Source organism: Mesorhizobium sp. WSM4823, from assembly GCF_055811195.1.
In genome coordinates, this window is the sequence record NZ_JBVVQL010000007.1 from 284,845 (window position 1) to 310,969 (window position 26,125).

The following is a 26,125-nucleotide window of genomic DNA, read 5'->3' on the forward strand; positions in this document are numbered from 1 at the left end:
TGAAAGGGTCCAGCCATGGTCACGCGCCGCGCCGAATGTTCCTGCGGTCAGCTATCAGCCACCTGTTCGGGCGAGCCGGTACGCGTCTCCGTCTGCCATTGCCTGGCCTGCAAGCGGCGCACCGGCAGTGCGTTCAGCTTCAATGCGCGGTTTCCCTGGGATAAAGTATCGATCGAGGGGCGATCGGCGGAGTTCACGCGTATTGGTGACGAGGGCGGCCGCGTCACCTACAACTTCTGCCCGGATTGCGGCACCACCGTCCATTACCGGATCGATGTCCAGTCCGGTCTGATTGCCATCCCGGTGGGTGCTTTCGCCGACCCATCGTTCCCGCCGCCCTTCCTGTCCTTCTATCACGACAGCCGGCGCTGCGAGTGGGTCGAAGTCCGCACTGAGCCTCTGGCGACGTTCGGCTGAAGACGCCGGCCGCGGAAGGCTGAGGTTTTAGGGCAAAATCCAATCACTCTGAGCGGTCGACCCTAAGCGTTCACGAGCGACCGGCCAACTCATGCCCCATTTCGGAAGTCGGCTGGCATTTGCAGACGACGGCTGATCGTCGCCCGATGGGTCGGACCAAGCGGGCCGCGCCAGAGCGACGTGCGTCCACTTGGAAAGTACGCTCTAGCACTTTTGAATCTGCGCACCGTGCTTTCCGAAATCGATTCCGAGTTTCGGGCCGATGCGTCACGCCTCGAGGAAGTCCAGGGCTTTTTCCACGAAGGCGCCGTGATACTGGAAAATGGCCGTATGCCCGCCGTCCTTGTACAGAACCAACTCGGCATTGGGAAAGCGCCGTGCCATGTCGAGGGAATTGCTGGTGGGCACCATTCTGTCTTGATCGCCATTGACCACGAGGATGGGGTGCCGGATACGCGACAGGTCGGCATGGCGCTCCCGGCCAAAGGCACGAACTGCCTTGAGCTGCTGGTTGAAGGCGCCGAGCGCGATGGGCTTGTCGCGGTCATTGGTCCGCTCCTTCAATCGCTGCAGAAACTCGCGCGCCGCCTTCTTGCCGTTGGCGCTTTGGGTGAAGAAGAGGTAGTTCTTTGGGTCCTTGATGGTCAGTGCGGCGCGGATCATGTCGAAGATGGTGACGAACGTCACCCTGTCGATGCCGGTACCTCCGGCTGGGCCGGTTCCCGCGAGGATGATCTTGCGAACCAGATCAGGCTCCAACTGAACAATCGCCTGGGCGATGAAGCCGCCGAGAGATAGGCCGAGCAGATCGACCTGTTCGAAACCGAGGGCGCGGATGAAGGCGATCGCGTCGCGGGCCATCGCCTCCACCGTGTTGGGAGTGGAGCCGGCTGATGCACCAACACCACGGTTGTCGAAGGTGATGACCCGCCGCTTTGCGGCAATGCCATCGACGACCCGGGGATCCCAATTGTCGAGAACCGCACTCAGATGGGTGAGAAAGATCACCGGTACCCCTGACGCGGGGCCAAGCTCCCGGTAGGCGAATTTCGTGCGGCCGACGTCGACCGTTTTCGTCGGCACGTCCCTGTGTTTGATGATCGCGGCAGGTCGCGATAGCTGGTGCACGTTCATGAGGATTTCCTTTCCGCTGGCTTGCCGTTCTCGCGGGGCTGGAGCAGCGCCTTCGCCGCCACCGCGCCTGCCTCAAGAATGCGATCGGACAGTTCGGTTCCGTTCACCGCGCGCGACAGCTCAAGCGTGCCGATCAGGGTCGCAAAGACACCGAACGCGACATCTTCGAGGTTGCGGGCGTCGGGCGTAAGTTCGGCCGCCACCGGGCGTACGAGCTTGAGCAGGTGCTCGGCGTAGACTTGGCGCGTCTCGACCGGCTCACGCGCGATTTCGGGCAACAGCGCGGCTGAAGCGCAACCTCTGCCCGGATTGTCCCGGTGGTCCGCCGACAGATACGCGTCGATGGCCATTGACAGGCCACCGGTGGCCAATAGCTCCTGAATCTGGGTCGCCTGAACCTCCAGGGCGGCCGCCACACTCTCACGCACAAGCGCCGCCTTCGATGGAAAATGGGGATAGAAAGCTCCATTGGTCAGCCCCGCCTCGCCCATGATGCCGGCGAGACCTGATGCAGCGATGCCGTCGGAGCGAAACCGTTCGGTCGCCACATCCATAATCCGCTGCCGCGATGCGTCTTTCCTGCCCTTCTCGTAGCGCATGTTTTTTCTCCTTCGATCAGCTATTGCATTATGATTATAATATCACTAAATGGTCGTAATGCAATAGGGACACGCCACTGCGGGTCTCTTCGATTTGGGAAAGCTACAATGAAGGCCTTCATCGTCGATCGATACGCAAAGAACGCTCCCCTGCGGCTTGGAGAGGTTCCAGAGACGGAAGTAGGGGAGAATGACGTGCTGGTGCAGATCCATGCCGCCAGCGTCAATCAGCTGGACTCTAAGATCAGGGATGGAGAATTCAAACTCATCCTGCCCTATCGCCGGCCCTTCGTTGCCGGCCATGACGTGGCCGGAACGGTCATTCGCGTCGGTTCGAAAGTCCGACAGTTCAAGCCGGGCGACGAGGTCTATGCGCGACCGCGCGACGGTCGGATTGGGGCTTTCGCCGAGTACATCGCCATCAACGATGCGGACGTGGCTCTGAAGCCGAAGAACCTCAGCATGGAAGAGGCTGCGTCCATTCCACTGGTGGGGCTGACCGCTTGGCAGGCGCTGGTTGAAAGGGCGAAGCTGAAGAAAGGACAGAAGGTCTTCATTCAGGCCGGCTCAGGCGGAGTGGGGACATTCGCCGTTCAATTGGCAAAGCACCTCGGCGCGACGGTCGCCACGACGACAAGCGCGTCGAACGTGGACATGGTCAGGAAATTGGGCGCCGACGTCATCATCGACTACAAGAAGGATGACTTCGAGAAGGTCCTTTCGGGCTACGATGTCGTCCTGAACAGCCAGGACAACAAGACGCTCGAAAAGTCGCTGCGTGTGTTGAAGCCGGGTGGCCTCGCCGTTTCGATCTCCGGTCCGCCCGATCCCGGGTTTGCCAGGGAGAAGGGCCTGAACATGGTGCTGAGACTGGTTATACGCCTTTTGAGCGCCGGCATCAGGAGACGGGCCAAACGCGCAGATGTCCGATATTCGTTCCTGTTCATGGCCGCCAATGGCGCGCAGTTGACCAAGATCACGTCTCTCATCGAGTCGGGCATTGTCCTCCCGGTCATAGATCGCGTCTTCCCGTTTGAGCTGACCAATGAGGCCTTGGCCTACATCGAGCAAGGCCGCGCCAAGGGCAAGGTTGTCATCAAGGTCAAATAGCTTGGCGGCGACGACCTTCGCTTCCGGCAATCCTAATGCCTTAGGATCTTGCTCAGAAAAGCGCGGCTGCGGTCAGTCTTGGGATGCGAGAAGAACTCGTCCGGCGTGCCGCTCTCGACGATAGCGCCGGCATCCATGAACACCACGCGCTGCGCGACCTTGCGGGCAAAGCCCATCTCGTGGGTCACCACCATCATGGTCATGCCTTCCTCGGCCACCGCGACCATGACGTCGAGCACTTCCGAGATCATCTCGGGATCGAGCGCCGAGGTCGGCTCGTCGAACAGCATGATCTTGGGGCGCATGCCGAGGCAGCGGGCGATCGCCACGCGCTGCTGCTGGCCGCCTGAGAGTTGCGCGGGATAGGCGTTGACCTTGTCGGCAAGGCCGACCTTGGCAAGCAGCTCGCGCCCGGCCTTCTCGGCCTCGGCGCGCGGGATCTTGCGCACATGGATGGGAGCGAGCGTGACGTTCTCGAGCGCCGTCTTGTGGGGATAGAGGTTGAAGGACTGGAAGACGAAGCCGATCTCTGTGCGCAGCCGCGTCATGTTGGTGGCGGGGTCGCCGAGGCGCTGGCCGTCGACCACCAGGTCGCCGTCGCGGATCGTCTCCAGGCCGTTGATGCAGCGGATCAAGGTGCTCTTGCCCGAGCCGCTCGGCCCGCAGACGACGACCACTTCGCGCGGCTCGACGCTGAGCGTGATATCCCTGAGCACATTAAGCGCACCGAACCATTTGTTGACGCCGCGAAACTCGATCATGCCGGTACCATTTTTGCTGCGGTTCGACGTCATAACTGCACCTCGCCATGGGCCGCACCCATGCGCTGCTCCAGCCGGCGGGCCAGCATGATCAGCGGATAGCAGACGATGAAATAGCCGAGGCCGACGAGGAAGAAGACCAGCAGGCCGTTCGGCACACGCTGCACCACCAGCCAGCCGACGCGGGTGAGGTCGGTGAGCCCGATGGCCGAGACGACGGAAGAGTCCTTGATCAGCAGCACATATTGCCCGACCAGCGGCGGCAGCACGATGCGCATCGCCTGCGGCAGCACCACCTGGCGCATGCGTTGCCAGCGCGACAGGCCGGACGCCAGCGCTGCCTCGACCTGACCTGTCGGCACCGAGCGGATGCCGGCGACGACGATCTCGCAGATGAAGCAGGCGGCCAGATTGGTCAGTGCGATGATGCCGGCGGTAAAGGCGTCCAGCTCGATGCCGAGCTCCGGCAGGATGAAGAAGATCAGGAAGATCTGGACCAGGAACGGCGTGCCGCGGATCAGGTCGACCCAGGCGCCGATCGCGCCGCTGATCAGCCGGTTGCCGCCGGTTCTAAGGATGCCGAGGCCAAAGCCGATTAACGTGCCTAGCACCAGGCTGATCAGCGACAGCATCACAGTCATGCCGAGGCCGCGCAAGGCGAGGGGATAGCTGCCGGCGAGGCTTTGCAGTTGCTGCCAGATCATGTCCGTGCCCCCGCTAGGCCGAGCCAGCGCCCGGACAGCGCCGCCAGTCCCTTCAGCCCGTAATAGAGCAGGAGGTAAAAGGCAGCGATGGTAATAAAACCTTCTGCCGGCATAAAGCGGTCGGAAGCGAGCAATTGTCCGGCACGCGTCAGTTCGGCGACCGCAATCAGCGACAGCAGAGCGGAATCCTTGACCAGCACGATCGCCTGTCCGAGCAGCGGCGGGATCGTCACCTTGAACGCCTGCGGCAGGATGACCAGGCGCATGCGCTGGACATAGGTCATCCCCGAGGCGACGCCGGCCTCGACCTGGCCGCGCGGGATCGACAGGATGCCGGCGCGGATGATCTCGGCGACATAGGCGCCGCTGTTCAGCGACAAAGCGAGGATACCGACGACGAGCTCAGGCAGGATGATGCCGAGCCGCGGCAGGCCGAAATAGAGGAAATAGAGCTGCGCCAGCAAGGGCGTGGCGCGCACCGCGTCGATATAGGCCTTGGCCGGGATGCGGAACAGCCGCCCGCGCTGCAGGTTCATGGCGGCGAGCACGATGCCGACGGCGAGCGCCCCGGCAAAGGAGAGGACAGACAGCCACACGGTCGTGACGAGGCCCTGCCCGAACAAGGGCAGATATTCGACGATGGTGCGGAAGCTGAAGTTTTCGAGCATGGCGGTGAATGGCGAGTAGCGAGTAGCGAGTAGCGAGTAGCGAGTAGCGAGTAGCGCTTTACTACTCCCTACTCCCTACTCCCTATTCGCTCTACTCAGTGATCTTTCTTCCAGTCTTCGGAATTGACCCAGTAGTCGAGGTTCTTCTGCAGGCGGCCGTCGAGGCTGACCTGGTCGAGGAACAGGTTCATCCAGGTCAGCAGGTCCTGCTCGTCATAGCGGGTGGCGAAGGCCAGCGGCTCCTTCGACAGCATGTCCGGCATGATGGTGAAGCTGCCGGCCGGATAGGCGGTCGACTGACCCTTGACCGCGGAGACGTCGTTGACGCCGCAATCGGCCTGGCCGTTGTTGACAGCGTCAAGCAGCAGCGGGCCGCCGCCCTTGTAGCTCTTGATGTCGGCGTCGGGGAAGGCCTTCTTGGCCTCCTTCTCGCCGGTCGCGCCGAGCAACACGGCGATCTTGGTGCCCTTGGCCTTGCAGTCCTCGGTGGATTTGAACTTGCCGTCGGCTTTGGTGAAGACCGTGCTGCCCGTGTACATGTAAGGTTTGGTGAAAGCGACCTTCATGGCTCGAGCCAGCGTCGGCGTCATGTCGGCGACCAGAAGATCGGCCTTGCCCGACAGCAACGCCGGGATCAGCCCGTCCCAGTCGAAATCGAGGAAGGTGATCTTGACCCCCATTTCCTTGGCCATCAGTTCGGCAAGCTCGACCGAACTGCCAGTGCGTTCGCCGGCAGCGCCGACCAGGGAGAAGGGCGGTCCTTGCGTCTGCACGGCAACGCGCAATTCGCCGCGCTTGGTGATCTCGTCGAGCGTTCCGGCGTTGGCGGCGGCAGTGAGGCCGGCGAGCGCAAGGCCTGCGATGAAAAGTTTGGCAATCTTCATTGGCTTCATCGAGTATTCCTCCTTGTTGTCGTTTGTTATTTCACCCGTCCTGGGTGCTTTTTGAGCGGCAGCGCCGTTGCCGGCGGCGGCCACCGTTCGAAAATCCTTCAATCCCAGCTGGTCGTTTCGGATACCCGTATACCGCGCCGGGCCAATTCGTCGAGGAAGCGGCCGTCAGGCACATGCAGCAGCGGGTTGAGCAGGCCGGGCTCGGTAATTTCGCTCCGCGCCAGCATCTGCGCCACGATGCTGGCGGGATAGCCGACGCCGAGGCTCATGCCGAACAGGCCGGAGGCGAGATCGCGTTCGATGATCAGGTCCGACGTCACCGTCTTGCGGCGGCCGCCTTGGGTGCCGGCAAAGACGTTGCGCATTACGCAAAGGTCCTTTTCGTCGGCGCCATATTGCAGTTGCGGTCCGAGCAGCCGGCCGAGAAATTCGCGCGGGCTGGCGCCAACGCCGGGCACCTTGTCTTCGGAAAGGAAGCCAAGCTCCTTCAGCGGCGCCCAGAACGCCGACCAGCCGGGCCAGCGCAGCGAATAGCGGCCGGAGCGCTGCAACCCCTTGGCGGCGGCAAGCATGCCAGCATAATGCGGCGCGTCGCCATTGGGGAAGGCTTCCAACCTGCCCAGCCCCTCGACCTCGATCTGATGGATGAACGGATTGTCGTGCTGGCGGCCGGCCGGCACCTCGACCCGTCGGCCGTCCTCGACCAGCACGCTGTCGCGGTTCTGGCTGACCAGAACCATGTCGAAGTTCCAGCTCACCTTGTAGCACAGCGGCTTGGCCATCGCCTTCGGTTCGGGGATGCCGCCGCAATAGGAATCGATCGCGGTGATGGCGTCGAACTGCTTCGCAGCGCGCGCGTAGAGCACGAGGTCGATGCCGGGGTCGAGCCCGCATTCTGTCATGATCGAGACGCCGGCTTTTTCCGCTGCCGGGGCAAGGTCGGCGATCGTCTTGCCGTAATTGGTGGTGACCAGTGGCGTGCGCGTCGCGATCGCCGCCTGCACCGCTTCGCGCATCAGCGGCTGCGGCAACAGGTCGATGGCGGCGTCGACACCTGTCAGCACATTAGCCAATACTGGACCGATCGCACCTTCGGGCACGACGAAACGCACACGGGCAAGATCAGTCAGGCCGCCAAGCCGGGCTGCCCCATCCGGCGCGGTATCGACGCAGACCACCTCTTCGACATCGGCGCTGGCGACGAGATCGGCGATTGCCGCCCGGCCTTGCAGGCCGAGGCCACCGAGAACCGCGATCTTCATGGCATTTCCTTCCGGCCGGTTTCGGGCCGCCCAGTTTCGTCGCGCTTGCTCTCGTCCGACCAGCAGCCTTCCGGCAGGCTGACCCATTTGTTGCAGGAGGCCATGACGACGAAGGTCTCACTGCGCACGACTTCGCCCGGCTCGCCGGCACCGGGAATCAGCTCGCTGGTGACGCGGTAGAGGTCGGCGACATCGCCAGCTACGGTGACGTCGACGATGATGTCGAAGCGTCCGGTGACCACCGAGGCCGAGTTCACGAAAGGCAGCTCGCAGATACGCTGCGCCAGTTCCCGCGCCCGGCCGCGCCCCTGCGCATTGATGCCGACGATGGCCGAGATCAGTTCGGGGCGCTCGGTCAGGTTAAGCAGCCCGACGATCTTGAGCAGGTTGCGGTCCAAGAGGTTGCGCAAGCGCATGCGCACCGTAGGCACCGAGACGGCCATCTTCTCGGCGAGGCGATTGACGCCAAGCTGCGCATCCTGCGACAGCAGCTTGACCAGTCGCCGGTCGGTCTGATCGAGATGTTCCCGCAAACGCTCAGGCTTTCATAAATGGAAAGAATTTATGGTTTTTTCTTTCTGATATGAAAACAGCTTAGGGTGTATCTTTTGAAATCGCAAGAGCGTTCGGCCGCCTGTCAACAAGGCGAACGGTGTGTCCGGGAAGGCGGCATGCCGACTAACGCGGCTTCTCGATCCCCGGAATGCCGCCGATCCGCTCGGCGAGAAAGTCGACCAGCAGCCGGACCCGGGCAATGCCCGCGCGCTCCGGGACGATCAGCATGCTTAGCGGTACGGGAGGCGGGGAATAGCCTGGCAGGACCACTTCCAGCCGGCCGGCTGCCAGAAGATCGTCGACAAGCCAGTGATGGGCGGGCGCGATACCGCGTCCGGCGATAAGGGCCTCGCGCGCGGCAAGTCCATGGTCCACCCGAAATCGGCCGCCAAAAGGCACCGCATGGCGTTCGCCCGCCGGTCCCTGCAGGGCGAGCGTGTCGCTTCCCGCGATGTTCGACATCCGGATGCCTTCATGGCCAGGCAGATCCTGCGGAACAGCCGGTCTGCCCCGCGCCGCCAGATAGGCTGGCGCCGCCACCAGCAGACGTCGGGATTGGCCGAGCGCCCGCAGCTTCATCGAGCTGTCGGTGAGCGGGCCCAGGCGAAGCGCGATGTCGACGCCCTCCCGCACAAGGTCGATGCGCTCGTCGGTGAGGCTGAGATCGATCCCGATGTCGAGATAGCGGTCCTGGAAGGCGAAGATCAGTCGGCTGACGTGCAAGACCCCGAGCGCCGCCGTGCAGGATATCCGGATCGTGCCGGCCGCCGCGCCGCGCGTGCCCCGCGCCTCATCGCCGGCCTGCTCGACGAGGCGCAGGATCAGGACGGCGTCGGCATAGTAACGGGCGCCTTCATCGGTCATCGTGACACGCCGGGTGGTCCTGCTGAGCAAGGGCACGCCGATGGCCTCCTCGAGCTCCCGCAGATGCCGTGTGACCGTCGATTGCCCAACGCCGAGCTCTCGCGCCACCGCCGAGAGGCTGCCGCGCTCGGCGACGCGAACGAAGGTGCGCATGCGCTCGAGCGTGACGTCGGATTTATCCATTATTCGGCTTAATCTTATGCATTACCTGGATATAGCGGATCAGCCCGGGGCTGGCTACCTTTGCACCAATCGTCCTTCCTTCGGAGTTGACCCATGAAAGTCCTGCTTGTTTTTGCCCATCCTGAACCGCGTTCGCTCAACGGCGCACTGCGTGACGTCGCCATCAGGGAACTCGAGGCCCAGGGCCACGAGGTGCTGATATCGGACCTCCATGCCGATGGCTGGAAATCCGAGGTGGACCGTGCCGATTTTCCGTCGTGGCCGCCCGATGCCGGCTGGGGCCTCCAAAAAAGCTTTTGCGACCAATACATTGACCGATGACGTTAAAGCGGAAATCGACAAGCTGCTGTGGGCCGACACGCTGATCCTCCAGTTCCCGCTGTGGTGGTACGCCATGCCGGCGATCCTCAAGGGCTGGGTCGACCGGGTGTACGCCTACGGCTTCGCCTATGGTGTCGGCGAGCACAGCGACAAGCGATGGGGTGACCGCTTTGGTGAGGGAACACTCGCCGGCAAGCGCGCGATGCTGATTGTGACCGCCGGCGGGTGGGAGGAGCATTATGCCGCCCGCGGCGTCAACGGCCCGATCGACGACCTGCTGTTCCCGATCAATCACGGGATCCTCTACTATCCGGGCTACGACGTGCTGCCGCCGTTCGTGATCTACAGAGTGGACCGTTTCGGGGAGGCCGACTTCGAGCCTGTCGCGGAACGCCTGCGCGAAAGGATGCGGACGCTCGAGACAACCCGGCCGATTCCCTATCGGCAGCAGAATGGCGGGGACTATCACATCCCGAGCATGCAGCTCCGCCCCGAACTGGGCGATCCGGGGGCAACGGGCTTCGCGCTTCACGAGGATCGCGCCAAGTCGGCGACCCCGCGTTCGACTTTGCGGGACGTGGCCTGACGCAGGATCCCGAAATGATGATGGTCAGGAAACCTGTGGGACAAATCAGCGACCGGCCTGGAAGATCGCGACGGCAGCAGCCGTCAGTGCGGCATTGCCTGATGCCGTAGTGCCGTCCGGAAGCTGCTTGCCATCTTCCAGCCCGACACGCGTCGACCAGTGGCGTTCCGCCGCCCGGTGCACGAACGGCCAGACCGTGGCGTCGGCGCCGTGCAGCAGGATGGCGCGACGCAGCCCGGCGCTGTCGAGCACCGCCGCGATGCCGTCGCTGACTTCCCATGCCACGTCCAGTTCCTGCTCGGAGATCTCGATCAGGATGCGCAGCACCTGGCTGCCATGATCGAGCCGGACCAGGCGCTCGGCATCAGGGACGGAGGCGAGCCCGGCTTCGATGCCGATGCCGCGCTGGCGCAGGCAGTCCATGACCTCGGCGGCGGCCTTTTCGCTGAGATTGACCGAGGCATAGTCGGGCAGCTCACTCCAGCCGGTGATCGCGGCAAGCGTCCGCTCGTCATCGTTCTCGATCCAGGCGCCGGTCGACACGCCGATCAGCGTTCCCGGGCAGGCGCGGCGGAGGGCAAGGATGGTGCGATCCATCGCCTCAGGTGCGAGGCTTTCGCGGCGATCGGGCCCGCGTGCATGGACATGCAGCTCGGCGGCACCGGCGGCGACGCAGGCCGCGCCGTCGCGCGCCATGGCGTCCGCGTCAAGCGGCAGCTGCGGGTGGAAGTCGGCGCTGCGCGCGCCATTGATGCAGGTCTGGACAATCATGAGATGGCGGCCCGGTTGCGGTTGCAACCAGTCTAGCGCACGCCCGCGAAATCCGGAATCGGCCCGGTGCGCATTCCTGACAACGGATGACGCATATTGGGAAGTTCAAGCAGCACTGCTGAGATCGGCTATCTTGACGATCGTCAGCGGATGCTGCGGTATCCGGCCCCGAGCACGCCAGGAGCAACGTCATGCCCGGCCGGCCGAAAGGATATTTTAGAAATGAGTGAGCTCAAGGTCAGGACCCGAACCACCGGCGCGGTTGCCGTGCTGTCGCCGGGCAGCTTGCCTGTCGTCACCACGCCGACCGGCGGCATGGTCGACGTCGTGACCGGTGTCAGCGCGCCGGGCTTCAATCCGCTCGACCTTCTATATGCCTCCGTGGCCGCCTGCATGGTGCTGAGCGCGCGGATCGCTGCCATGCGCATGGGTGTCGCCGCCAGCCTCGGCGACGTCCGCGCCGATGTGAGCGGCGAAAAGGCGGCGGGCGACGTTTCCCGCGTCGGCCGCGTCACGATCACACTCGACATATCGGGCGATCTCGACGAGGCCGTAAAAAGGCGGATCGTCGAGGACGCCGAAACGATCTGCACGGTCAGCAACACGCTGCGTGAGACGCCCGAGCTTGTCACTACGCTCGCCGGCTGATCGCATCCTTGTTGGCTAATTTCACGTATCCTCCGAGGCCGCCCATGGCACGTATTTCCCCGATCGACTATGACACCGCCTCGCCTGAAATCCGCGCGGCGCACGACGAGGAATTGCGCTTGCGCGGCCGGATGACGAACATGAAGCGCATCCTGCTGCATTCGCCCGCTGCCCATCGCATCTATGCCGAGTGGTTCACCTTGCGCGACCTGCTGCGGTCTGATCTCGACGATCGCGCCATCTGGCTGTTTTCGCTGACGATTTCCGCAGTGTGCCGGGCCGAGGTGCCGGTGACCTTCTTTCGCCGCGCGCTGATCGATATGGGGCTCGATCCGGAGAGCATCCAGCCGACGGCCGATGAAGCGCTGCTGATTGCCTTCGGCAAGGCCATCGCGACTGACGCCAATGCTATTCCCGATGAGATCTGGGCCGAACTGAAAGCCCGCTACCATGAGCCGCTGCTCGTCAATCTGGTCGCTTTCGCCGGCATCATGGTGGCGACGACCGTGTTCACCAATGCGGTGAGCGTCGACCTCGATCCGGAGCTCGAGCCTTACCGCAAGAAGGCCTGAGGCAATCGAAACCACCGCGCTGGGCGACCTCTATCTGGAAAACTCGCTGCGCACGATGCCGTGGCGCTGGAGCTTGTCGTAGAAGGTCTTGCGCGGAATCCCCAGCGCCTCGATCGTACGCCTGACGTCGCCCTCGTTGCGGCCAAGAGTCTCGCGGATGATGTCGGCCTCGTAGCGTTCCAGCCGCTCCGGCAGTTTCATGGCGGCGTCCGGCTGGGCTGGGGCAGGGGATGACGTCGCAGCGTCTTCCTCCAATCCAAGCACAAGCCGCTCGGCGAAATGCGCAAGTTCGCGCACATTGCCCGGCCAGTCATGCTCCCTGAGATGGCGGTGCACCGAGGCCGGTATTGCCGGCACCGGGCGCCGGAAGCGGGCGGCGGCGCGCTCGGCGAAATAGAAGAACAGCAAGGCGACGTCGTCGCGGCGCTCGCGCAGCGGCGGGATGGAAATCGTCACCACGTTGAGGCGGTAGTAGAGGTCCTCGCGGAACGTGCCGCGCTGGTGCGGATCGCCGAGATCGACCTTGGCGGCCGCAACCACGCGCAGGTCGACGGGCCGCATTTCGTTGGTGCCGAGCGGGGTGACCTCGCGCATCTCCAGCACGCGCAGCATCTGCACCTGCGTCGAGACCGGCATGCTTTCGATCTCGTCGAGGAACAGCGTGCCGCCGCTGGCATGTTCGATGCGGCCGATCCGCTTCTTCTGCGCGCCGGTGAAGGCGCCAGCCTGGTGGCCGAACAATTCGCTCTCGATGACCGTCTCCGGCAGCGTGCCGCAATTCAGCGCGACGAAATTGCCCCTGGCGCGGCGGCTCCAGCGATGCAGAAGGCTCGCCACCACCTCCTTGCCGGAACCGGTTTCGCCGGTCACCAGCACGTCGACATCGGTGTCGGCGATCTGACGCAGCGTGCGGCGCAGCCTTTCCATCGCCGGCGTCTGGCCGATCAGCGGCAGGCCGTCCTGCGCTTCTCCGGCCGCCTCGCGCAAGGCGCGGTTTTCCATCACCAGGCGGCGCTTTTCCGCCGCGCGGCGCACGCTTTGCACCAGGCGGTCGGCGGCGAAGGGCTTTGTGATGAAATCGTAGGCGCCGTCCTTGATCGCCTTGACCGCCATGGCGATGTCGCCATGGCCGGTAACGAGGATGACCGGAATGTCCGCATCCAGCCGCAGGACGCGGTCGAAAAGCAGCAAGCCGTCGATCTCAGGCATCCGGATATCTGATACCACCACGCCGCCAAAACCGGCGTCGAGCCTGGCCAGGGCCTCGGCCGCCGCCGAAAAAGCGGAGACCGAAAAGCCGGCAAGCTCAAGCGTCTGCGCCGTGGCCTTCAGGAGATCGCTGTCGTCATCGATCAGGATGACCGGCGCTGCGTCGTCGTTCGTCATACTGCCTTGGCCATTACGCTGCTTTCAAGAGATGGATGGTGAAGCGGGTGCCGTTGTCGTCGCTCGAAACCTCGATGCGTCCGCCATAATCGGAGACGATATCCTTCGAGATGACGAGGCCAAGGCCGAGACCTTTTTCCTTCGACGTGTTGAACGGCGTGAACAGCGATCTGAGAATCGCTGGCGGAATGCCCGGTCCGTTGTCGGACACGCCGACCGTCACGCCGTCCGCTGTGTCTTCGACCGAAACCTGCACCCGAGCGTCGTCGCGGCCTTCCAGCGCCTCCAGCGCGTTCTGGAAGAGGTTGATCAGCACCTGTTCGAGCCGGACCCGGTTGCCCATGACCTTGAGGGCAGGTGGCGGCAGGTCGATGGCGAGTGCGTCGAGCCGGCCGGCAAAGCGGCTCCTCAAGAGCACGACGGCGCCTTCGATGATGCTGCGCAATTCCACCGGCTCGGCGGCGGTGCGGCCCTTACGAGCAAAGGCCTTCAGCTCCTCGGTGATAGTACCGATGCGTTCGGTCAGCGCGGCGATGGCGCCGAGATTTTCCTCGACCGGCGAAGTCTGCTTGCGGTCGAGGAAGGTGCGGGCGTTGTCGGCATAGGCGCGGATGGTGGCGACCGGCTGGTTGATCTCATGGGCGACGCCGGCGGCGACCTGGCCGAGGATGGCGAGGCGGTTGGCCTGAACCAGATCCTGCTGCACCACCTGCAGCTTGGCTTCCGTGCTGCGATGGCCTGATATCTCGGCCTGTAGCCGGTCGCGGGCGCGGCTCAGATCCTCGGTGCGTTCGACGACGCGGCGTTCGAGCTCGGTGCGCGCGGCCTGTTCGGCTGCGATCCGCATTTGTCCCGACTGGCGGCGCCACAACAGATACGCGGCAAAGCCGAGCAACGGAACGATGACGCCGAGCGCCAGCAGTCGCATTTCACGGATCGCGGCGGCGATCGGCGCTTCAGCCGGAACGAGATAGTCGAGCCGCCAGGGGGTCGAAGGGACTGGCGTTGAAAGCCTGAGATATTCCGCGTCGCTGCCGCCGGGCGTCACCGCGTGGACGATCGACATATCAGGGCTGAGTGCCTGGGCGCGCGTGATCGGCAACGGCATCAGCGGTGCGTCGCCGAACTGCTGGCTGCCCTGGATGGTGGCAAGATCGGGCCCGGCCAGCCGCCCGGTCGTCATAAAGCGCCAGGACGGCACGCTGGTGATCAGGACGACGCCCTTCTCGTCGCTGACATAGGCCGGCCGGTTTGCCTCGTGCCAGTCGGCCTCGAGCTGATCGAACTCCGCCTTGACGACGACGACGCCGAGCGGTGCGGCAGCATCGCCGACGCGTCGCGAGATGTAGAGGCCGGGGCGTTTGCTGACATTGCCGAGCGCGAAATATTCAGCGGTACCCGATTGCATTGCTCCTGAGAAATAATCGCGGAACCGGTAGTCGTTGCCGACGAAGCTGATCGGCTCGCGCCAGTTGCTGGAGGCGATCGCCAGCCCGTCGGTGCCGATGACATAGAGCACCGAAGCCTTGGTGCCGGAGACCAGCCCGTCGAGCTTGCGGTTCAGCACATCGACCGCCGCATTGCTTTTCTGTGACAGCGCGTCGCGCACCTGCTGGTCTTCCGACAAAAGCAGGGGCAGGGCGCGGGGGCTTTCCAGCACGGCGCGCAGCAGCGCGACCTTCAGATTGGCGTCGGTGCGGCCCTGCGCCGCCAGTGCCCCAAGCTCCGTGGCGCGGCCATAGAGACCGGCGCCGTAAAGTGCGGCCGTGGCGATCGCAAGGGCGATGACCGCAAACAGCAGCCACGCACGGCGCGCCCGCCTGCCGAGTTGCTCGGGCGTCGACAAGGCAGCGGCGGGGCGTTGCAGCATCACCCATTTGTGCATGATTTCGCACAAAGCACAATTCGGCTATGCGAATATCCGCACTTTCTGTGCGCGAAGCGACCTCGTGAGTTCTTGAATATTAAATAAAATCAAAGTGCTGGCTCTTTTTCGTGCGCTTGGCACGGCAGTTGCTAACACGAATTCAGCGGTCGTGAGGCTGCTGGGGGTGGTCAATGCAATTGCTCCGGGAGGTCGAGCTTTCGATCGGAGCACAATGGAGGACGTCATGCAGACAGCATTCGCTGCCGCCGAGCCGCGCGGCAAACTTCCCTTCTACCGGCATCTCTATGTGCAGGTGCTGGCGGCGATCGCCGCCGGCGTGCTTCTCGGCCATTTCTATCCCGAAACCGGTGAGGCGATGAAGCCGTTCGGCGACGCCTTCATCAAGCTGGTGAAGATGGTGATCGCGCCAGTGATCTTCCTCACGGTAGCGACCGGCATCGCCGGCGTTTCCGACCTGCAGAAGGTCGGCCGCGTCGCCGGCAAGGCGATGATCTATTTCCTGACATTCTCGACGCTGGCGCTTGTCGTCGGTCTCGTCGTCTCCAATGTCGTCCAGCCCGGCGCCGGCATGCACATCAATCCGGCCACGCTCGACGCCAAGCAGGTGGCGACCTATGCCGAAAAAGCGCACGACACCAGTATCGTCGGTTTCCTGATGAACATCATCCCTGACACGATCACCGGCGCTTTCGCGAAGGGCGACATCCTGCAGGTGCTGTTCTTCTCGGTGCTGTTCGGCGTTGCCTTGGCTATGGTCGGCGATCGCGGCCGTCCGGTCGTCGATTTCCTGCAGGCGCTGACGACACCGATCTTTCGCTTAGTCGCCATCCTGATGAAGGCTGCGCCGATCGGCGCCTTCGGCGCCATGGCCTTCACCATCGGCAAATACGGCATCGGCTCGATCGCCAACCTCGCCATGCTGATCGGCACATTCTACCTGACCGCGCTTTTGTTCGTGCTGGTCGTGCTTGGCGCTGTCGCCCGCTACAACGGCTTCTCGATCCTGGCACTGGTCCGCTACATCAAGGAGGAGCTGCTGCTGGTGCTCGGCACCTCGTCCTCGGAAGCGGCATTGCCGGGTCTGATGGCCAAGATGGAGCGCGCCGGCTGCAACCGCTCGGTGGTCGGACTGGTCATCCCGACCGGCTACTCCTTCAACCTCGACGGTACCAACATCTACATGACGCTGGCCGCCCTGTTCATCGCGCAGGCGACCGACACGCCGCTCACCTTCGGCGACCAGATCCTGCTGCTCGCCGTCGCCATGCTGAGCTCCAAGGGCGCTGCCGGCATCACCGGCGCCGGCTTCATCACGCTGGCCGCAACGCTCTCGGTCGTACCCACGGTGCCGGTTGCCGGCATGGCGCTGATCCTCGGCGTCGATCGCTTCATGTCGGAGTGCCGGGCGCTGACCAACTTCATCGGCAACGCGGTGGCGACCGTGGTCGTGGCGCGTTGGGAAGGCGAACTCGACCAGACCAAGTTCGCCGCCGCGATGGCCGGCGACTTGCCCGAAGAAGTCGACCTGTCGCTGCCCGGGCTGCAACCCGCCTGACTGTTGGCTGCATGGTCCGAAGCCGGCTTGCCGCCGGCTTCGGGACAGCCGCCGCCAATCTCCAACATCTGCGATTATCAACAGGCCACGCCGCTGCGCGCCGCGTCAGATGTAACAGGCTTGTGAGCCTTGTTCTCGGCGCGGGGCTTGTTCCAGCCGTATTTGAAGGCCACTATCCGCCATGCCTTCAAGGCGCTCGCCCACTTCGATCCCGACCTGATCGCGACCGAAGGCGGGACATTTCCGTCGGACTCGGTTGCGACCGGCCGAAATCGTCGGATCGTTTGCTGCCACAACCCTGACCAGGCGGCAGCCCTCGAAGGCATGGCGGCCTCAGTACGAAGTCGCAAGAGACGTGACCCGTCTCCTGATGGAAGGCGCAGGCTTTCCTCTCAGGAACTCGTCGGGCACTTGAAGAGGGGGCGCTTGAAGAGGAAGCAGGCCCGTGAGCGGGCCTTTGCCGAAACCAAAGCAAGATGTGAGGTCAAACGCGATGCAGCCCGTCCCGAGGATTCCGGTATCCATCATCATCCCGAACTACAATTACGCGCGGTTCCTCAAACGCAGCATCGATAGTGCGCTGGAGCAGGACTACGCGGATGTCGAAGTCATCGTCGTCGATGATGCATCGCAGGACAATTCCACGACAATCATGAAATCCTATGGCGACAGGATCCTTGCCTGCCCCCGAGAGAAAAATGGCGGGCATGCCGCCGCCTTCAACACCGGCTTTGCGGCAAGTTCGGGCAAGATAGTCCTCTTCCTCGACGCCGACGATTATCTGTATCCAACTGCCGTCTCGACGATTGTGGACACCTGGGACGCGGCAACCGCCCAGGTGCAATCCAGGCTGCATATCGTCGACGAACGACAAGGCACCAAGCAAGAAGGCATCAAGGATGTCTTTCCGCCGCCCGAACTGCCCTTCGATAGCGGCGACGTCATGCCGAAACTGCTTCACAAGGGCCGCTATCAGACAACCGTGACCAGCGGGCTGGCCTTTGACCGCGCAACCCTGGAATCGATCATGCCGATTCCGGAGCTGGAGTTCCGCCAGGGCGCCGATGGCTATCTTGCAACGCTGGCGCCCATGTACGGGCACGTCCAGTCCATCGACGAATGCTTAGGCGCCTACCGGATCCACGGCGCCAACCATTCGGTGTTCGGTGAAAAGCTCGCCGAGCGGGCACGCTGGAGAGTAACCCACGATTTCCGCCGCATGCAGGCGCTGTCGGACCAGGCTTCCGGGATCGGCCTGACCATCGTGCCGTCAGAAGCTGTCCGCCACGATCCGGTTCACCTGGAAGAGCGGCTGGCGTCGCTCTGCGCAGACAGGGGCCAGCACCCCGTAGCCGACGATTCCCGTCTGGCGCTCGGGGCGGCCGGCGCCGTCGCCAGCCTTGAAATGTCAGCGTCGCTGCGCCGGCGCGCCGTCCTTGCCGCCTGGTTCCTGTCGGTCGGGGTGTTGCCGCGGAAAATGGCGACGGCAGTGCTGTCGTGGAAGCTCGACGCATCGTCGAGACCGGCATTCCTCAGTCGTCTGTCCAAGACTATCCGCCACGCCATGGGGTAGCGATGCCGTGACATAGCTCCGCCAAGCCGGCCGGTCCGGGCCAAGCGTCGTGGTCGCTGACGCGTTCGAAACTGCGCCGCTATTCAATGTCCATTCTGGATCGGGTGCGATCATCGCCTCCGACAATTTGGATCGCCTGTAAATTATTTGCTTACATCTGGTTGACCTGCGTAAGCAGCATGCTTACATGTTGCATGATCAAATCGTTCAAGCACAAGGCGCTGGCGGAACTCTTTCAAACGGGAAAGACCGGGAAGATCGACGCCAAGATGCATAAGCGCATTCTTGCTCGGCTTGACCGTTTGGAAGTCTCGGAAAGGCCTGAAAACATGGACCTGCCCGGTTTTGACTTCCACCCTTTGAAGGGCTTCAACCCGACCCGCTACACAGTGCATGTCAACGGGCCGTGGTGCATCACATTCGAATTCGACGCCAATGATGCCGCCCGCGTCGATTTCGAACAGTACCATTGAGGCGGCCAGATTGGAGAAGTCGGAGATGAGCGTGTATGAGCCGATGCGTCCGATGGAGCGCTGCCCATCCCACCCTGGAGCGCTGCTTGACGACATTATCCCGGCAACCGGAAAGACCAAGGTGGAAATCGCCAACCTACTCGGAATCTCGCGCCAGCAGCTTTACGACATCATCCGTGAGAAGAAGCCGGTGTCGCCGGCTGTCGCCGCCCGTCTTGGAAAGATGTTCGGCGACGGCGCCGCGATCTGGCTCAGGATGCAGGCCGCTTATGATGCGTGGCATGCGGAGCGCGAAGTGGATGTCAGCGCCATCCCAAGGCTGCACGCTGCCTAAGACACAACAAGCCCGAGCGCATCAGCAGGATGCCTTCGGGATGGTGCGTAGCGGCCGGCCTGCCTGCGCTAATGCGCCCCGCGCAGCCTGACCACAACACTGCGCACCACAAGCACCAGCACTGTGATGATGATCAGGATCACCGAGAGTGCTGCGATCGCCGGGTCGATGTTGTCGCGCAGGCCCATCCACATCAGCCTGGGTAGCGTGATGGCGTTGACCGAGGTGATGAATAAGGTGACGCCGATCTCTTCCCAGGAGAGCACGAAGGACAAAAGGGCGGCGGTGATGATGCCGAACTTGATGTTGGGCATGATGATGCGGGTGGCGCGCTCCCATACGGTGGCGCCAAGGCCGCGCGCGGCAAGGTCGATGCGCCGGTCGAGCTGGCTGAGCGAGACCAGGATCAGCACCGTGGCAAAGGGCACCGTCATCACCGCATGCGCCATGGCGACACCGAGCCAGGTGTCGTAGCCGAAGAACGAGCTGGCGCCGGAAATCGAGGTCAAAAGGAAATAAAGCGTGATCGCCGAGACCACCGGCGGCACCACCATCGGCAGCAGCACGAAGCCGACGAGTGCGGCGGTAAAGCGCGGCTGGAACATCCAGACGCCGAGGCTGAAGCACAGCGCCAGCACGGTGGAGAAGGCGCTGCTGACCACGCCGATCCTGATCGAGAGCAGGATCGAGTTGATCCAGCGCGGATCCTCGATCAGCGCCCGGTAGTGGCGCAGCGACAATTCGCCTGATGGCATCGCCAGCATGCGGGTCGGCGTCAGCGACACCGGGATGACGGCAAGCAGCGGCAACAGCAGGAACAGCGCCACCAAAACGGCGAGGATCAGCGAGACGGGACCGGGACGATAGGTCGGCATCAGATCATCTGCTTCGGTCTGATATAGCGGAACAGCAGCGCCATCAGCACGCCGACGAACAGCACCAGCACCACGCTGATCGCCGCACCCAGGCCCCAGTCCGGGCTTTGGAAGATGCGGAGATAGATCAGCTCTGCGATCATCACGCTGCGGCCGCCGCCGAGGATCGCCGGCGTCACGAAGAAGCCGAGCGAAAAGACGAAGACGATGAGCGCCGAGCCGATGATGCCGGAGCGCGTCATCGGCACGAAGACGGACCAGAAGGTGCGCATGCGGCTGGAGCCGAGGCCGCGCGCCGCCAGCAGCACGCGGTCGTCGAGGCTGCGCATCGAAGATGCCAGCGGAAACACCGCGAAAGGAATGAGGAAATGCGTCATGCCGACGATGACGCCGAACTCGTTACGCACCAGCGTCAGCGGTTCCGAGATAAAGCCGATCGCCTGCAGCCAAGTGTTGATCAGGCCGCGGTTGGACAGCAGCGCCACCCATCCGAAAGCGCGCGTCAGCACCGAGATCCAGAACGGCACCAGGATGCAGAACTCGGCGACCACACGCTGCGCCGGCGTGCCGCGCACCCAGACCACGGTGATGGCGTAGGCGGCGGCAACCGAAACAATCGTGACGATTGCGGCGATGCGCAGCGTGCGGATGAACACCGACTGAACCAGCGGGTCGCTTAGCAGCGTGCCATACTGCCCGAGCCCCGGCTCGGGCAGGGTGAAGCTCCATCTGACGACGCCCAGGAATGGCCAGGCATAGGCCAGCACGAGGAAGAGGAGCAGCGGCGCCATCAACAGCGCCGCGCCCGTCCTGTCGGAGAGATATGCTTTCATCTCAGCCCCGGTTATCCCGGTCGATCAGGCGGAGATGATCTTCGTGTATTCGTCGAGCGCGGCCCCATAGTTCTTGGCGTACCACTCCATGTCGAGCGCGATCTGCTTCTTCATGTTTTCGGGGTCGACCGGGTTGATGCGCTTCTTGTCGGCGGGGATCAGCGCGTCGGCGGCCGGATTGGCCGGGCCCTGGCCGAGCTTGTCGAACATGATCAGCTGCTTTTCCGGATCCTGGGCGCTGGCGATGAACTTCATCGCCGCTTCCTTGCCGCCGGGATTGCCCTTCAGCACGGCGAGCGCGCCGGGCGAGATCAGGCCCTGGTCCCAGATAAACTTGATCTTGCCGCCGGAATCCTGCTCGATCAGCGAGGCGCGGGTCGACCAGACGATCGCCATCGAGGCCTCGCCGTCGAGCAGCACGCTCTGGCTTTCGGCGCCGCCGCCCCAATAGGCGACGACATTCTCCTTGAAGGCAGCGATCTTGTCATGCGCGCGCTTGAGGTCGAGCGGGTAGAGCGAGGCCGGCGCGATGCCGTCGGCGAGCAATGCGGCTTCCCAGCTCGATACGCCCCATTTGTAGAGCGAGCGCTTGCCGGGGAATTTCGCCACGTCGAAGAAATCGGCCATGCCGGTCGGCGCCTGGCTGCCAAACTTTTCGGCGTCATAGGCGATGACATAGGAAAAGAAATAGGTCGAGGCGGCGTGCTCCCAGCCGAAGCCTTCGCGCATCTTCTTCTTGTCGACGATCGAATAGTCGATCGGCTCCAGCATGCCTTGGCTGCCCAGCGTGATGGCCGAGAACGGGTCGACGTCGACCAGGTCCCAGGTCGGAGCGCCGCTCTTGAACTGTGCCGCGATCGCGCCCTCGGTCGGGCCCGAGCCATCCATCTTGACGGTGATGCCGGTCTCCTTGGTGAAGGCCTGGCCATAGGCCGCATCATAGGCGGTGATGGCGTCGCCGCCCCAGTTGACCAGCACCAGTTGCTTGGCTTGCGCGAAGGCATCGGTCGAGCGCAGCAGCATCGGCGTGCCGGCCAGCACGAGTGCAGCCAGCTGCGTGAACTGCCGGCGCGAAATCTCGCCGCGCACGGCTCTGGCGGACAACGTCTCGATGGTGTGTTTCTTGGTTTTGTTTGTCATGTCAGTTCCCCTTTTTTTCGTTAATATTTCCCGAAAGCCTGGCGAATTTCAGCTTCGCCATGCCGATCGTCATTGTCCTCCGTCCGGAAGGAGGAAGCCCTTTTCCGCCGGCCATGTCAGCCACACGGAATTGCCCTTGCTGAGTGCCGAAGCGGCAACCTCGTTCGGCACCGAGACCGTCACCTTGGCGCCCTGGCGCGTCGTCAGATCGAGCCGCGTCGCAGCGCCGAGATAGGTCGAGGCGACCGCAGTGGCGGCGATGCCGTTCTCGCCCGCTGCCGCTTCGGGCGCGATCGACATGTATTCTGGCCGGATCGCCAGGATGGCATTGCTGCCGACAGCGCTGGCATTGCCGCGCAGGTTGATGGTGCGGTCTTCGCACAGGCCGGTGGCGCCATTGTCGGCGTTGCGCACACCCTTCAGCGGCAGCATGTTGATCTCGCCGAGGAACTCGGCAACGAAGCGGTTGGCCGGCCGGTCGTAGACTTCGTCAGGCGCGCCGACCTGCAGCAATTTGCCGTGGTTGAAGATGGCGACGCGCGACGATAGTGCCAGCGCCTCGCTCTGGTCATGGGTGACGAAGACGAAGGTGGTGCCGGTCTCCTGGTGCAGCCGCTTCATCTCGGCCTGCATCTGGCCGCGCAGGCCCTTGTCGAGCGCCGAGAACGGCTCGTCGAGCAAAAGCACACCAGGTTCGAACACCAAGGCACGCGCCAGCGCCACGCGCTGCTGCTGGCCGCCGGACAATTGCGACGGCAGTTTCTTCTCGTGGCCCTTCAGCCCGACGCGCTCGATCATCTCGCCGACGCGTCGCTTGATCTCGGCGGCCGATTTCTTGCGCACCTTAAGCGGGAAGGCGATGTTGGCTTCGACCGACATATGCGGGAACAGCGCGTAGCCCTGGAACACCATGCCGGCGGCGCGCTGCTCGGCCGGCCGCTCGGTGATGTCGACGCCGTCGCTGTAAAGGCGGCCGTCGGTCGGCTGCACGAAACCGGCAAGGATCATCAGGAAAGTGGTCTTGCCCGAGCCCGACGGCCCGAGCAGGGTCAGGAACTCGCCGCGGCCGATATCGAGCGTCAGATCGTCCAGCGCACGGAATGAGCCGAAGCTCTTGCCGATCCCGATTGCCTTGATCTCTGCGGCCCGGCCGGGTTGCTGCATCCTGCCTTTGTCCTCACGCTGAGGTAAATCGTAGGGCAGGGCGGCGGCTCACCGCAACCGAATAGTTTTCGCCGGACCGGCAAATTTGATTCATCTGTTGTCGACGTTGGAGAGGCGAGCGGGACGCTGCTGCCAATCTCCCCCCTTGAGGGGGAGATGTCGCCGAAGGCGACAGAGGGGGTCGGTCCGACTGGACTCAGCCTGCTGCCGCAGATGGAGGTTGGCGCTTCACGCGCGGCGACCCCCTCTGGCCTGCCGGCCATCTCCCCCTCAAGGGGGGAGATTAGCTATTCTCCGACAGCTTTGACCTCAGCCATCTCACGAATACATCGAGCACCGGATGCCCGGCCTTCGCATGCTCTGACACGAGAAAATACGAGCGCGGCGATTTGATCGCGATGTCGAACGGGCGCACCAGCCGGCCTTCGCTCAGCGCCCGGCGGCTGGTCAGTTCGTCGCCCATGGCAATGCCCTGCCCGGCGATCGCCGCCGAGAAAACCAGGTTCATGTCGGAAAAGAAGATGCCGCCCTCGATGTCGGGATTCTCGACCTTCGACAGCGCCAGCCAACGCGCCCAGTCCTCGGTGTCGCCGAGATGCAGGAGATTGGCGCGCAGCACGTCGGCGGGCTTGGAAAAACCGCCGATCTTGTTGAGCAGCGTCGGGCTGCACAGCGGCGTGAACGAGATTTCGCACAACAGCTCGACCGCGCGGTTCGGCCAGTTGCCGACGCCAAAGGCGATGAAGGCGTCGGCCTCGGCATTGCTGACATCGTCCAGCCGCCGCGGCGTCAGGATGCGCAGCGCTACATCGGGGTACATCTGCCGGAATTCGCCAATGTGAGTACACAGGAACAGCGAGGCGAAGCCCGGCGTGCAGCTGACGCTGAACGAGCCGCCGACGCCGGTGCCGGCATGGCGCGTTACCGCGTCGCCCAGCACCGTCAACGCCTTGCGCACGTCGCTGGCGTAGCGCTGGCCGCGCGGGGTGAGCGCCACGCCCTTGCCGATGCGCTCGAGCAGATCGAAGCCGAGATCGCGTTCGAGCAGGCGAAGCTGGTGGCTAACCGCGCTACGGGTCAGGTGCAGTTCGTCGGCGGCGCGCCAGACGCTGCCGTGGCGGGCAAAACTGTCGAGGGCGCGCAGCGCCTGCGTCGAGGGAATTCTCAAGAGGTGAACCGAATTTGCATGAGCCGGAAATACATATCACTTTTTGGCGAGGCGCTTCACTGCTTTCTTTGACCGATGGAGGAACCGGTGACGAACTCGGCCCAAGCGACCGCGCTTGCTTGTCTGGACGATATCCAGCCGTCGCTGTCGGCGTGGACGAGGACCATCTTCGACTTCGGCGAGACCGCCTGGCGCGAATACCAGTCGGCCGCGTGGTATGTCGAGCGGCTGAAATATGAAGGTTTTTCCGTCGAGGAAGGCTCTGGCGGCATGCCCACAGCCTTCTGCGCGCACTGGACCAACGGCGCCGGGCCGACAATCGGCATGTATGCCGAGTATGACGCGGTGCCCGGCAATTGCCAGGATGCGGCGACCGTCAAGCGAGCGCGTCCTGGCCTCGGCGAACAGGCCGGCGGCCACACCGATCCGCATTCCGGGCTCGGCATTGCCAGCCTGGGCGGGCTTTTGGCGGCCAAGGCGGCGATGCAGCGCCACGGCATACCGGGCACGCTGCGCTTCACCGGCGAGCCGGCGGAGAAGGTGCGGGGCTCGAAGCCGATCCATGCGGCTAAGGGCTATTACGATGGCCTCGCCGGCATGATCTCCTTCCATCCGTTCTACATGCTGCCGCTCTGCAACACGGCGCGCTGGGACACGCATTGCGGCGCGGCCTATGCGATGATCTACCGTTTCGTCTGCGACGAGCCCGAAAATTGGGTTCGCGCAAGCGATGGCGCGCCGATCCCGCAGGCGCATTCGGCGGTCAGGGCGCCAGGCGCTAACGACGCGCTCATGATGATGTATATGGCGTCCAAGGCGCTTCGCGATTCCATGCTGCCGCATCAGGGCGGCTGGTCGATCAGCGAGGCGATCCTGACGGCGGGGCAGGCTACCGCCGACAATCTGCCGGCCGGGCTGGCGGAGATCCAGTACATGATCCGCGCGCCGACCTTGGCGATGGCCGAGCAGGTGACCGCTGTGCTCGACCGCAATGCGGAAGCCGCCGCGAAAATGAGCGGCTGCCGCCATGAGCGGCACTGGGTGTCGAAGTCGCGGCCGGGGCTGGCCAATCACGCCATGGCTGATATTGCCTATGAAGCGCTGTCGACAGTCGGGCCGCCGCGCTGGGACGAGGCGGCCAAGGCAATCGCCCGCGAAATCCAGGTCAATGCCGGCGGCACGGCGACCGACGAGCCGTTCATCGCCGAGATGGAGCAGCTGATTGCACCGCGGGAGGCAGAGGCGATCCTGCGCCGCGACCTGCCGCCATCGCAAATCAACTCGACCTCAGACGATTATACCGACATGTCGTGGCATGCGCCGACGGCGCGGTTCTATGTAGCCCGCCCGGCGCTGCGTTCTGGGAGTGGCCACGCCTATCCGTCCTGGGTGATGAACGCGCTGGGCGGCATTTCTGCGACGATCGATCCGATGGTCACCTGTGCCGCGAAGACGATCGCGCTGGCAGCACTTCGCCTGCTGGAAGACAAGTCCGCCCGCGATGCGGCGATGGACGAATTCGTCAGCCGCACCGGCGGCGGCATCGGCGGCTCGAACTGGATCGCGCCGCTCTGCGACTACGACCCGCCGATCCATTTCCGCTGGCCGGAATATGTCACCACCCCGCGCGGACGGGACTGGTGGATACCAAGCAACCCGCAACCCGCGTGATCACCCAAGCCAGGAGA

26 protein-coding genes and 1 pseudogene are annotated in these 26,125 nt (G+C 63.7%); 10 read left to right on the forward strand and 17 right to left on the reverse strand.

Features of this window, described 5'->3' with window-relative positions; genetic code table 11:
- The first annotated feature begins 15 nt into the window (after positions 1-15).
- Positions 16-417 (forward strand): GFA family protein, encoded by a 402-nt coding sequence (locus AC0L26_RS19880; protein ID WP_473634083.1) that lies wholly within the window; start codon positions 16-18, stop codon positions 415-417.
- A gap of 267 nt (positions 418-684) precedes the next feature.
- On the opposite strand, the gene AC0L26_RS19885 is transcribed toward AC0L26_RS19880, so the two are convergent.
- Both AC0L26_RS19885 and AC0L26_RS19890 read right to left on the reverse strand, forming a co-directional pair.
- Positions 685-1,551 (reverse strand): alpha/beta fold hydrolase, encoded by an 867-nt coding sequence (locus AC0L26_RS19885; RefSeq protein ID WP_473634084.1) that lies wholly within the window; start codon positions 1,549-1,551, stop codon positions 685-687.
- Positions 1,548-2,150: a TetR/AcrR family transcriptional regulator gene (locus AC0L26_RS19890; protein WP_473634085.1), complete on the reverse strand. Its 603-nt coding sequence runs from the start codon at positions 2,148-2,150 to the stop codon at positions 1,548-1,550. Before AC0L26_RS19890 ends, AC0L26_RS19885 begins: the two co-directional genes overlap by 4 nt.
- Positions 2,151-2,258: 108 nt before the next feature.
- Between AC0L26_RS19890 and AC0L26_RS19895 the strand changes: the two genes are divergently transcribed.
- On the forward strand, positions 2,259-3,260 hold the full coding sequence (locus tag AC0L26_RS19895) for an NADP-dependent oxidoreductase (RefSeq protein ID WP_473634086.1): 1,002 nt from the start codon (positions 2,259-2,261) through the stop codon (positions 3,258-3,260).
- 32 nt (positions 3,261-3,292) lie between these two features.
- On the opposite strand, the gene AC0L26_RS19900 is transcribed toward AC0L26_RS19895, so the two are convergent.
- The 7 genes from AC0L26_RS19900 to AC0L26_RS19930 form a co-directional block, all read right to left on the reverse strand.
- Entirely contained in the window at positions 3,293-4,021 is a 729-nt protein-coding gene (locus AC0L26_RS19900) for an amino acid ABC transporter ATP-binding protein (RefSeq protein ID WP_473634087.1), read from the reverse strand.
- A 29-nt stretch (positions 4,022-4,050) separates the two neighbouring features.
- Complete coding sequence (locus AC0L26_RS19905; RefSeq protein WP_292220187.1) at positions 4,051-4,725, reverse strand: amino acid ABC transporter permease; 675 nt, start codon at positions 4,723-4,725, stop codon at positions 4,051-4,053.
- Positions 4,722-5,393, reverse strand: a complete 672-nt coding sequence (locus AC0L26_RS19910; protein WP_126105565.1) for an amino acid ABC transporter permease — start codon at positions 5,391-5,393, stop codon at positions 4,722-4,724. Before AC0L26_RS19910 ends, AC0L26_RS19905 begins: the two co-directional genes overlap by 4 nt.
- A 95-nt stretch (positions 5,394-5,488) precedes the next feature.
- Positions 5,489-6,277, reverse strand: a complete 789-nt coding sequence (locus AC0L26_RS19915; RefSeq protein ID WP_473634124.1) for an ABC transporter substrate-binding protein — start codon at positions 6,275-6,277, stop codon at positions 5,489-5,491.
- A 107-nt stretch (positions 6,278-6,384) separates the two neighbouring features.
- On the reverse strand, positions 6,385-7,548 hold the full coding sequence (locus AC0L26_RS19920) for a saccharopine dehydrogenase family protein (RefSeq protein ID WP_473634088.1): 1,164 nt from the start codon (positions 7,546-7,548) through the stop codon (positions 6,385-6,387).
- Entirely contained in the window at positions 7,545-8,081 is a 537-nt protein-coding gene (locus tag AC0L26_RS19925; RefSeq protein ID WP_473634089.1) for an Lrp/AsnC family transcriptional regulator, read from the reverse strand. Before AC0L26_RS19925 ends, AC0L26_RS19920 begins: the two co-directional genes overlap by 4 nt.
- Positions 8,082-8,226: 145 nt before the next feature.
- Positions 8,227-9,150, reverse strand: coding sequence for a LysR family transcriptional regulator (locus tag AC0L26_RS19930; RefSeq protein ID WP_473634090.1), 924 nt, complete (start codon positions 9,148-9,150; stop codon positions 8,227-8,229).
- A gap of 93 nt (positions 9,151-9,243) precedes the next feature.
- Between AC0L26_RS19930 and AC0L26_RS19935 the strand changes: the two are divergent.
- Positions 9,244-10,057 (forward strand): annotated as a pseudogene (locus AC0L26_RS19935) (NAD(P)H-dependent oxidoreductase).
- 45 nt (positions 10,058-10,102) lie between these two features.
- Here AC0L26_RS19935 and AC0L26_RS19940 read toward each other — a convergent pair.
- Positions 10,103-10,828 (reverse strand): 3-keto-5-aminohexanoate cleavage protein, encoded by a 726-nt coding sequence (locus AC0L26_RS19940; protein WP_473634091.1) that lies wholly within the window; start codon positions 10,826-10,828, stop codon positions 10,103-10,105.
- A 222-nt stretch (positions 10,829-11,050) separates the two neighbouring features.
- On the opposite strand from AC0L26_RS19940, the gene AC0L26_RS19945 reads away from it, so the two are divergent.
- Together AC0L26_RS19945 and AC0L26_RS19950 are read left to right on the forward strand one after the other, a co-directional pair.
- The gene (locus AC0L26_RS19945) at positions 11,051-11,476 is read left to right on the forward strand and encodes an OsmC family protein (protein ID WP_473634092.1); all 426 of its coding nucleotides are present in this window, start codon (positions 11,051-11,053) and stop codon (positions 11,474-11,476) included.
- A gap of 44 nt (positions 11,477-11,520) precedes the next feature.
- On the forward strand, positions 11,521-12,048 hold the full coding sequence (locus AC0L26_RS19950; RefSeq protein ID WP_473634093.1) for a carboxymuconolactone decarboxylase family protein: 528 nt from the start codon (positions 11,521-11,523) through the stop codon (positions 12,046-12,048).
- A 30-nt stretch (positions 12,049-12,078) separates the two neighbouring features.
- Here the strand turns inward: AC0L26_RS19950 and AC0L26_RS19955 are convergent, their stop codons facing one another.
- Positions 12,079-13,434: a sigma-54-dependent transcriptional regulator gene (locus AC0L26_RS19955; protein ID WP_473634094.1), complete on the reverse strand. Its 1,356-nt coding sequence runs from the start codon at positions 13,432-13,434 to the stop codon at positions 12,079-12,081.
- A gap of 13 nt (positions 13,435-13,447) precedes the next feature.
- Complete coding sequence (locus AC0L26_RS19960; RefSeq protein ID WP_473634095.1) at positions 13,448-15,304, reverse strand: sensor histidine kinase; 1,857 nt, start codon at positions 15,302-15,304, stop codon at positions 13,448-13,450.
- Positions 15,305-15,545: 241 nt separating this feature from the next.
- Here AC0L26_RS19960 and AC0L26_RS19965 point away from each other — a divergent pair, with 241 nt between their 5' ends.
- The 4 genes from AC0L26_RS19965 to AC0L26_RS19980 all read left to right on the forward strand — a co-directional run bounded on the left by AC0L26_RS19965 (position 15,546) and on the right by AC0L26_RS19980 (position 19,257).
- On the forward strand, positions 15,546-16,877 hold the full coding sequence (locus tag AC0L26_RS19965) for a dicarboxylate/amino acid:cation symporter (RefSeq protein WP_473634096.1): 1,332 nt from the start codon (positions 15,546-15,548) through the stop codon (positions 16,875-16,877).
- Between the two features lie 493 nt (positions 16,878-17,370).
- Positions 17,371-18,450 carry a glycosyltransferase family 2 protein gene (locus AC0L26_RS19970; protein WP_473634097.1) on the forward strand — a complete coding sequence of 360 codons (1,080 nt, stop codon included), beginning with the start codon at positions 17,371-17,373 and terminating at the stop codon, positions 18,448-18,450.
- A 194-nt stretch (positions 18,451-18,644) separates the two neighbouring features.
- Positions 18,645-18,923 carry a type II toxin-antitoxin system RelE/ParE family toxin gene (locus AC0L26_RS19975; protein WP_473634098.1) on the forward strand — a complete coding sequence of 93 codons (279 nt, stop codon included), beginning with the start codon at positions 18,645-18,647 and terminating at the stop codon, positions 18,921-18,923.
- 25 nt (positions 18,924-18,948) lie between these two features.
- Positions 18,949-19,257: a HigA family addiction module antitoxin gene (locus tag AC0L26_RS19980; protein WP_352455430.1), complete on the forward strand. Its 309-nt coding sequence runs from the start codon at positions 18,949-18,951 to the stop codon at positions 19,255-19,257.
- Between the two features lie 68 nt (positions 19,258-19,325).
- On the opposite strand, the gene AC0L26_RS19985 is transcribed toward AC0L26_RS19980, so the two are convergent.
- The 5 genes from AC0L26_RS19985 to AC0L26_RS20005 all read right to left on the reverse strand — a co-directional run bounded on the left by AC0L26_RS19985 (position 19,326) and on the right by AC0L26_RS20005 (position 24,437).
- Complete coding sequence (locus AC0L26_RS19985; protein ID WP_473634099.1) at positions 19,326-20,132, reverse strand: ABC transporter permease; 807 nt, start codon at positions 20,130-20,132, stop codon at positions 19,326-19,328.
- Positions 20,132-20,965 carry an ABC transporter permease gene (locus AC0L26_RS19990; protein ID WP_473634100.1) on the reverse strand — a complete coding sequence of 278 codons (834 nt, stop codon included), beginning with the start codon at positions 20,963-20,965 and terminating at the stop codon, positions 20,132-20,134. The genes AC0L26_RS19985 and AC0L26_RS19990 overlap by 1 nt, the downstream gene beginning before the upstream one ends.
- 24 nt (positions 20,966-20,989) lie before the next feature.
- Positions 20,990-22,105 carry an ABC transporter substrate-binding protein gene (locus tag AC0L26_RS19995; RefSeq protein WP_473634101.1) on the reverse strand — a complete coding sequence of 372 codons (1,116 nt, stop codon included), beginning with the start codon at positions 22,103-22,105 and terminating at the stop codon, positions 20,990-20,992.
- A gap of 69 nt (positions 22,106-22,174) precedes the next feature.
- On the reverse strand, positions 22,175-23,269 hold the full coding sequence (locus AC0L26_RS20000) for an ABC transporter ATP-binding protein (RefSeq protein ID WP_473634102.1): 1,095 nt from the start codon (positions 23,267-23,269) through the stop codon (positions 22,175-22,177).
- Between the two features lie 283 nt (positions 23,270-23,552).
- Positions 23,553-24,437, reverse strand: a complete 885-nt coding sequence (locus tag AC0L26_RS20005) for a LysR substrate-binding domain-containing protein (RefSeq protein ID WP_473634103.1) — start codon at positions 24,435-24,437, stop codon at positions 23,553-23,555.
- Between the two features lie 75 nt (positions 24,438-24,512).
- Between AC0L26_RS20005 and AC0L26_RS20010 the strand changes: the two genes are divergently transcribed.
- Positions 24,513-26,108 carry a zinc-binding metallopeptidase family protein gene (locus tag AC0L26_RS20010; RefSeq protein ID WP_473634104.1) on the forward strand — a complete coding sequence of 532 codons (1,596 nt, stop codon included), beginning with the start codon at positions 24,513-24,515 and terminating at the stop codon, positions 26,106-26,108.
- Positions 26,109-26,125: the final 17 nt, after the last annotated feature.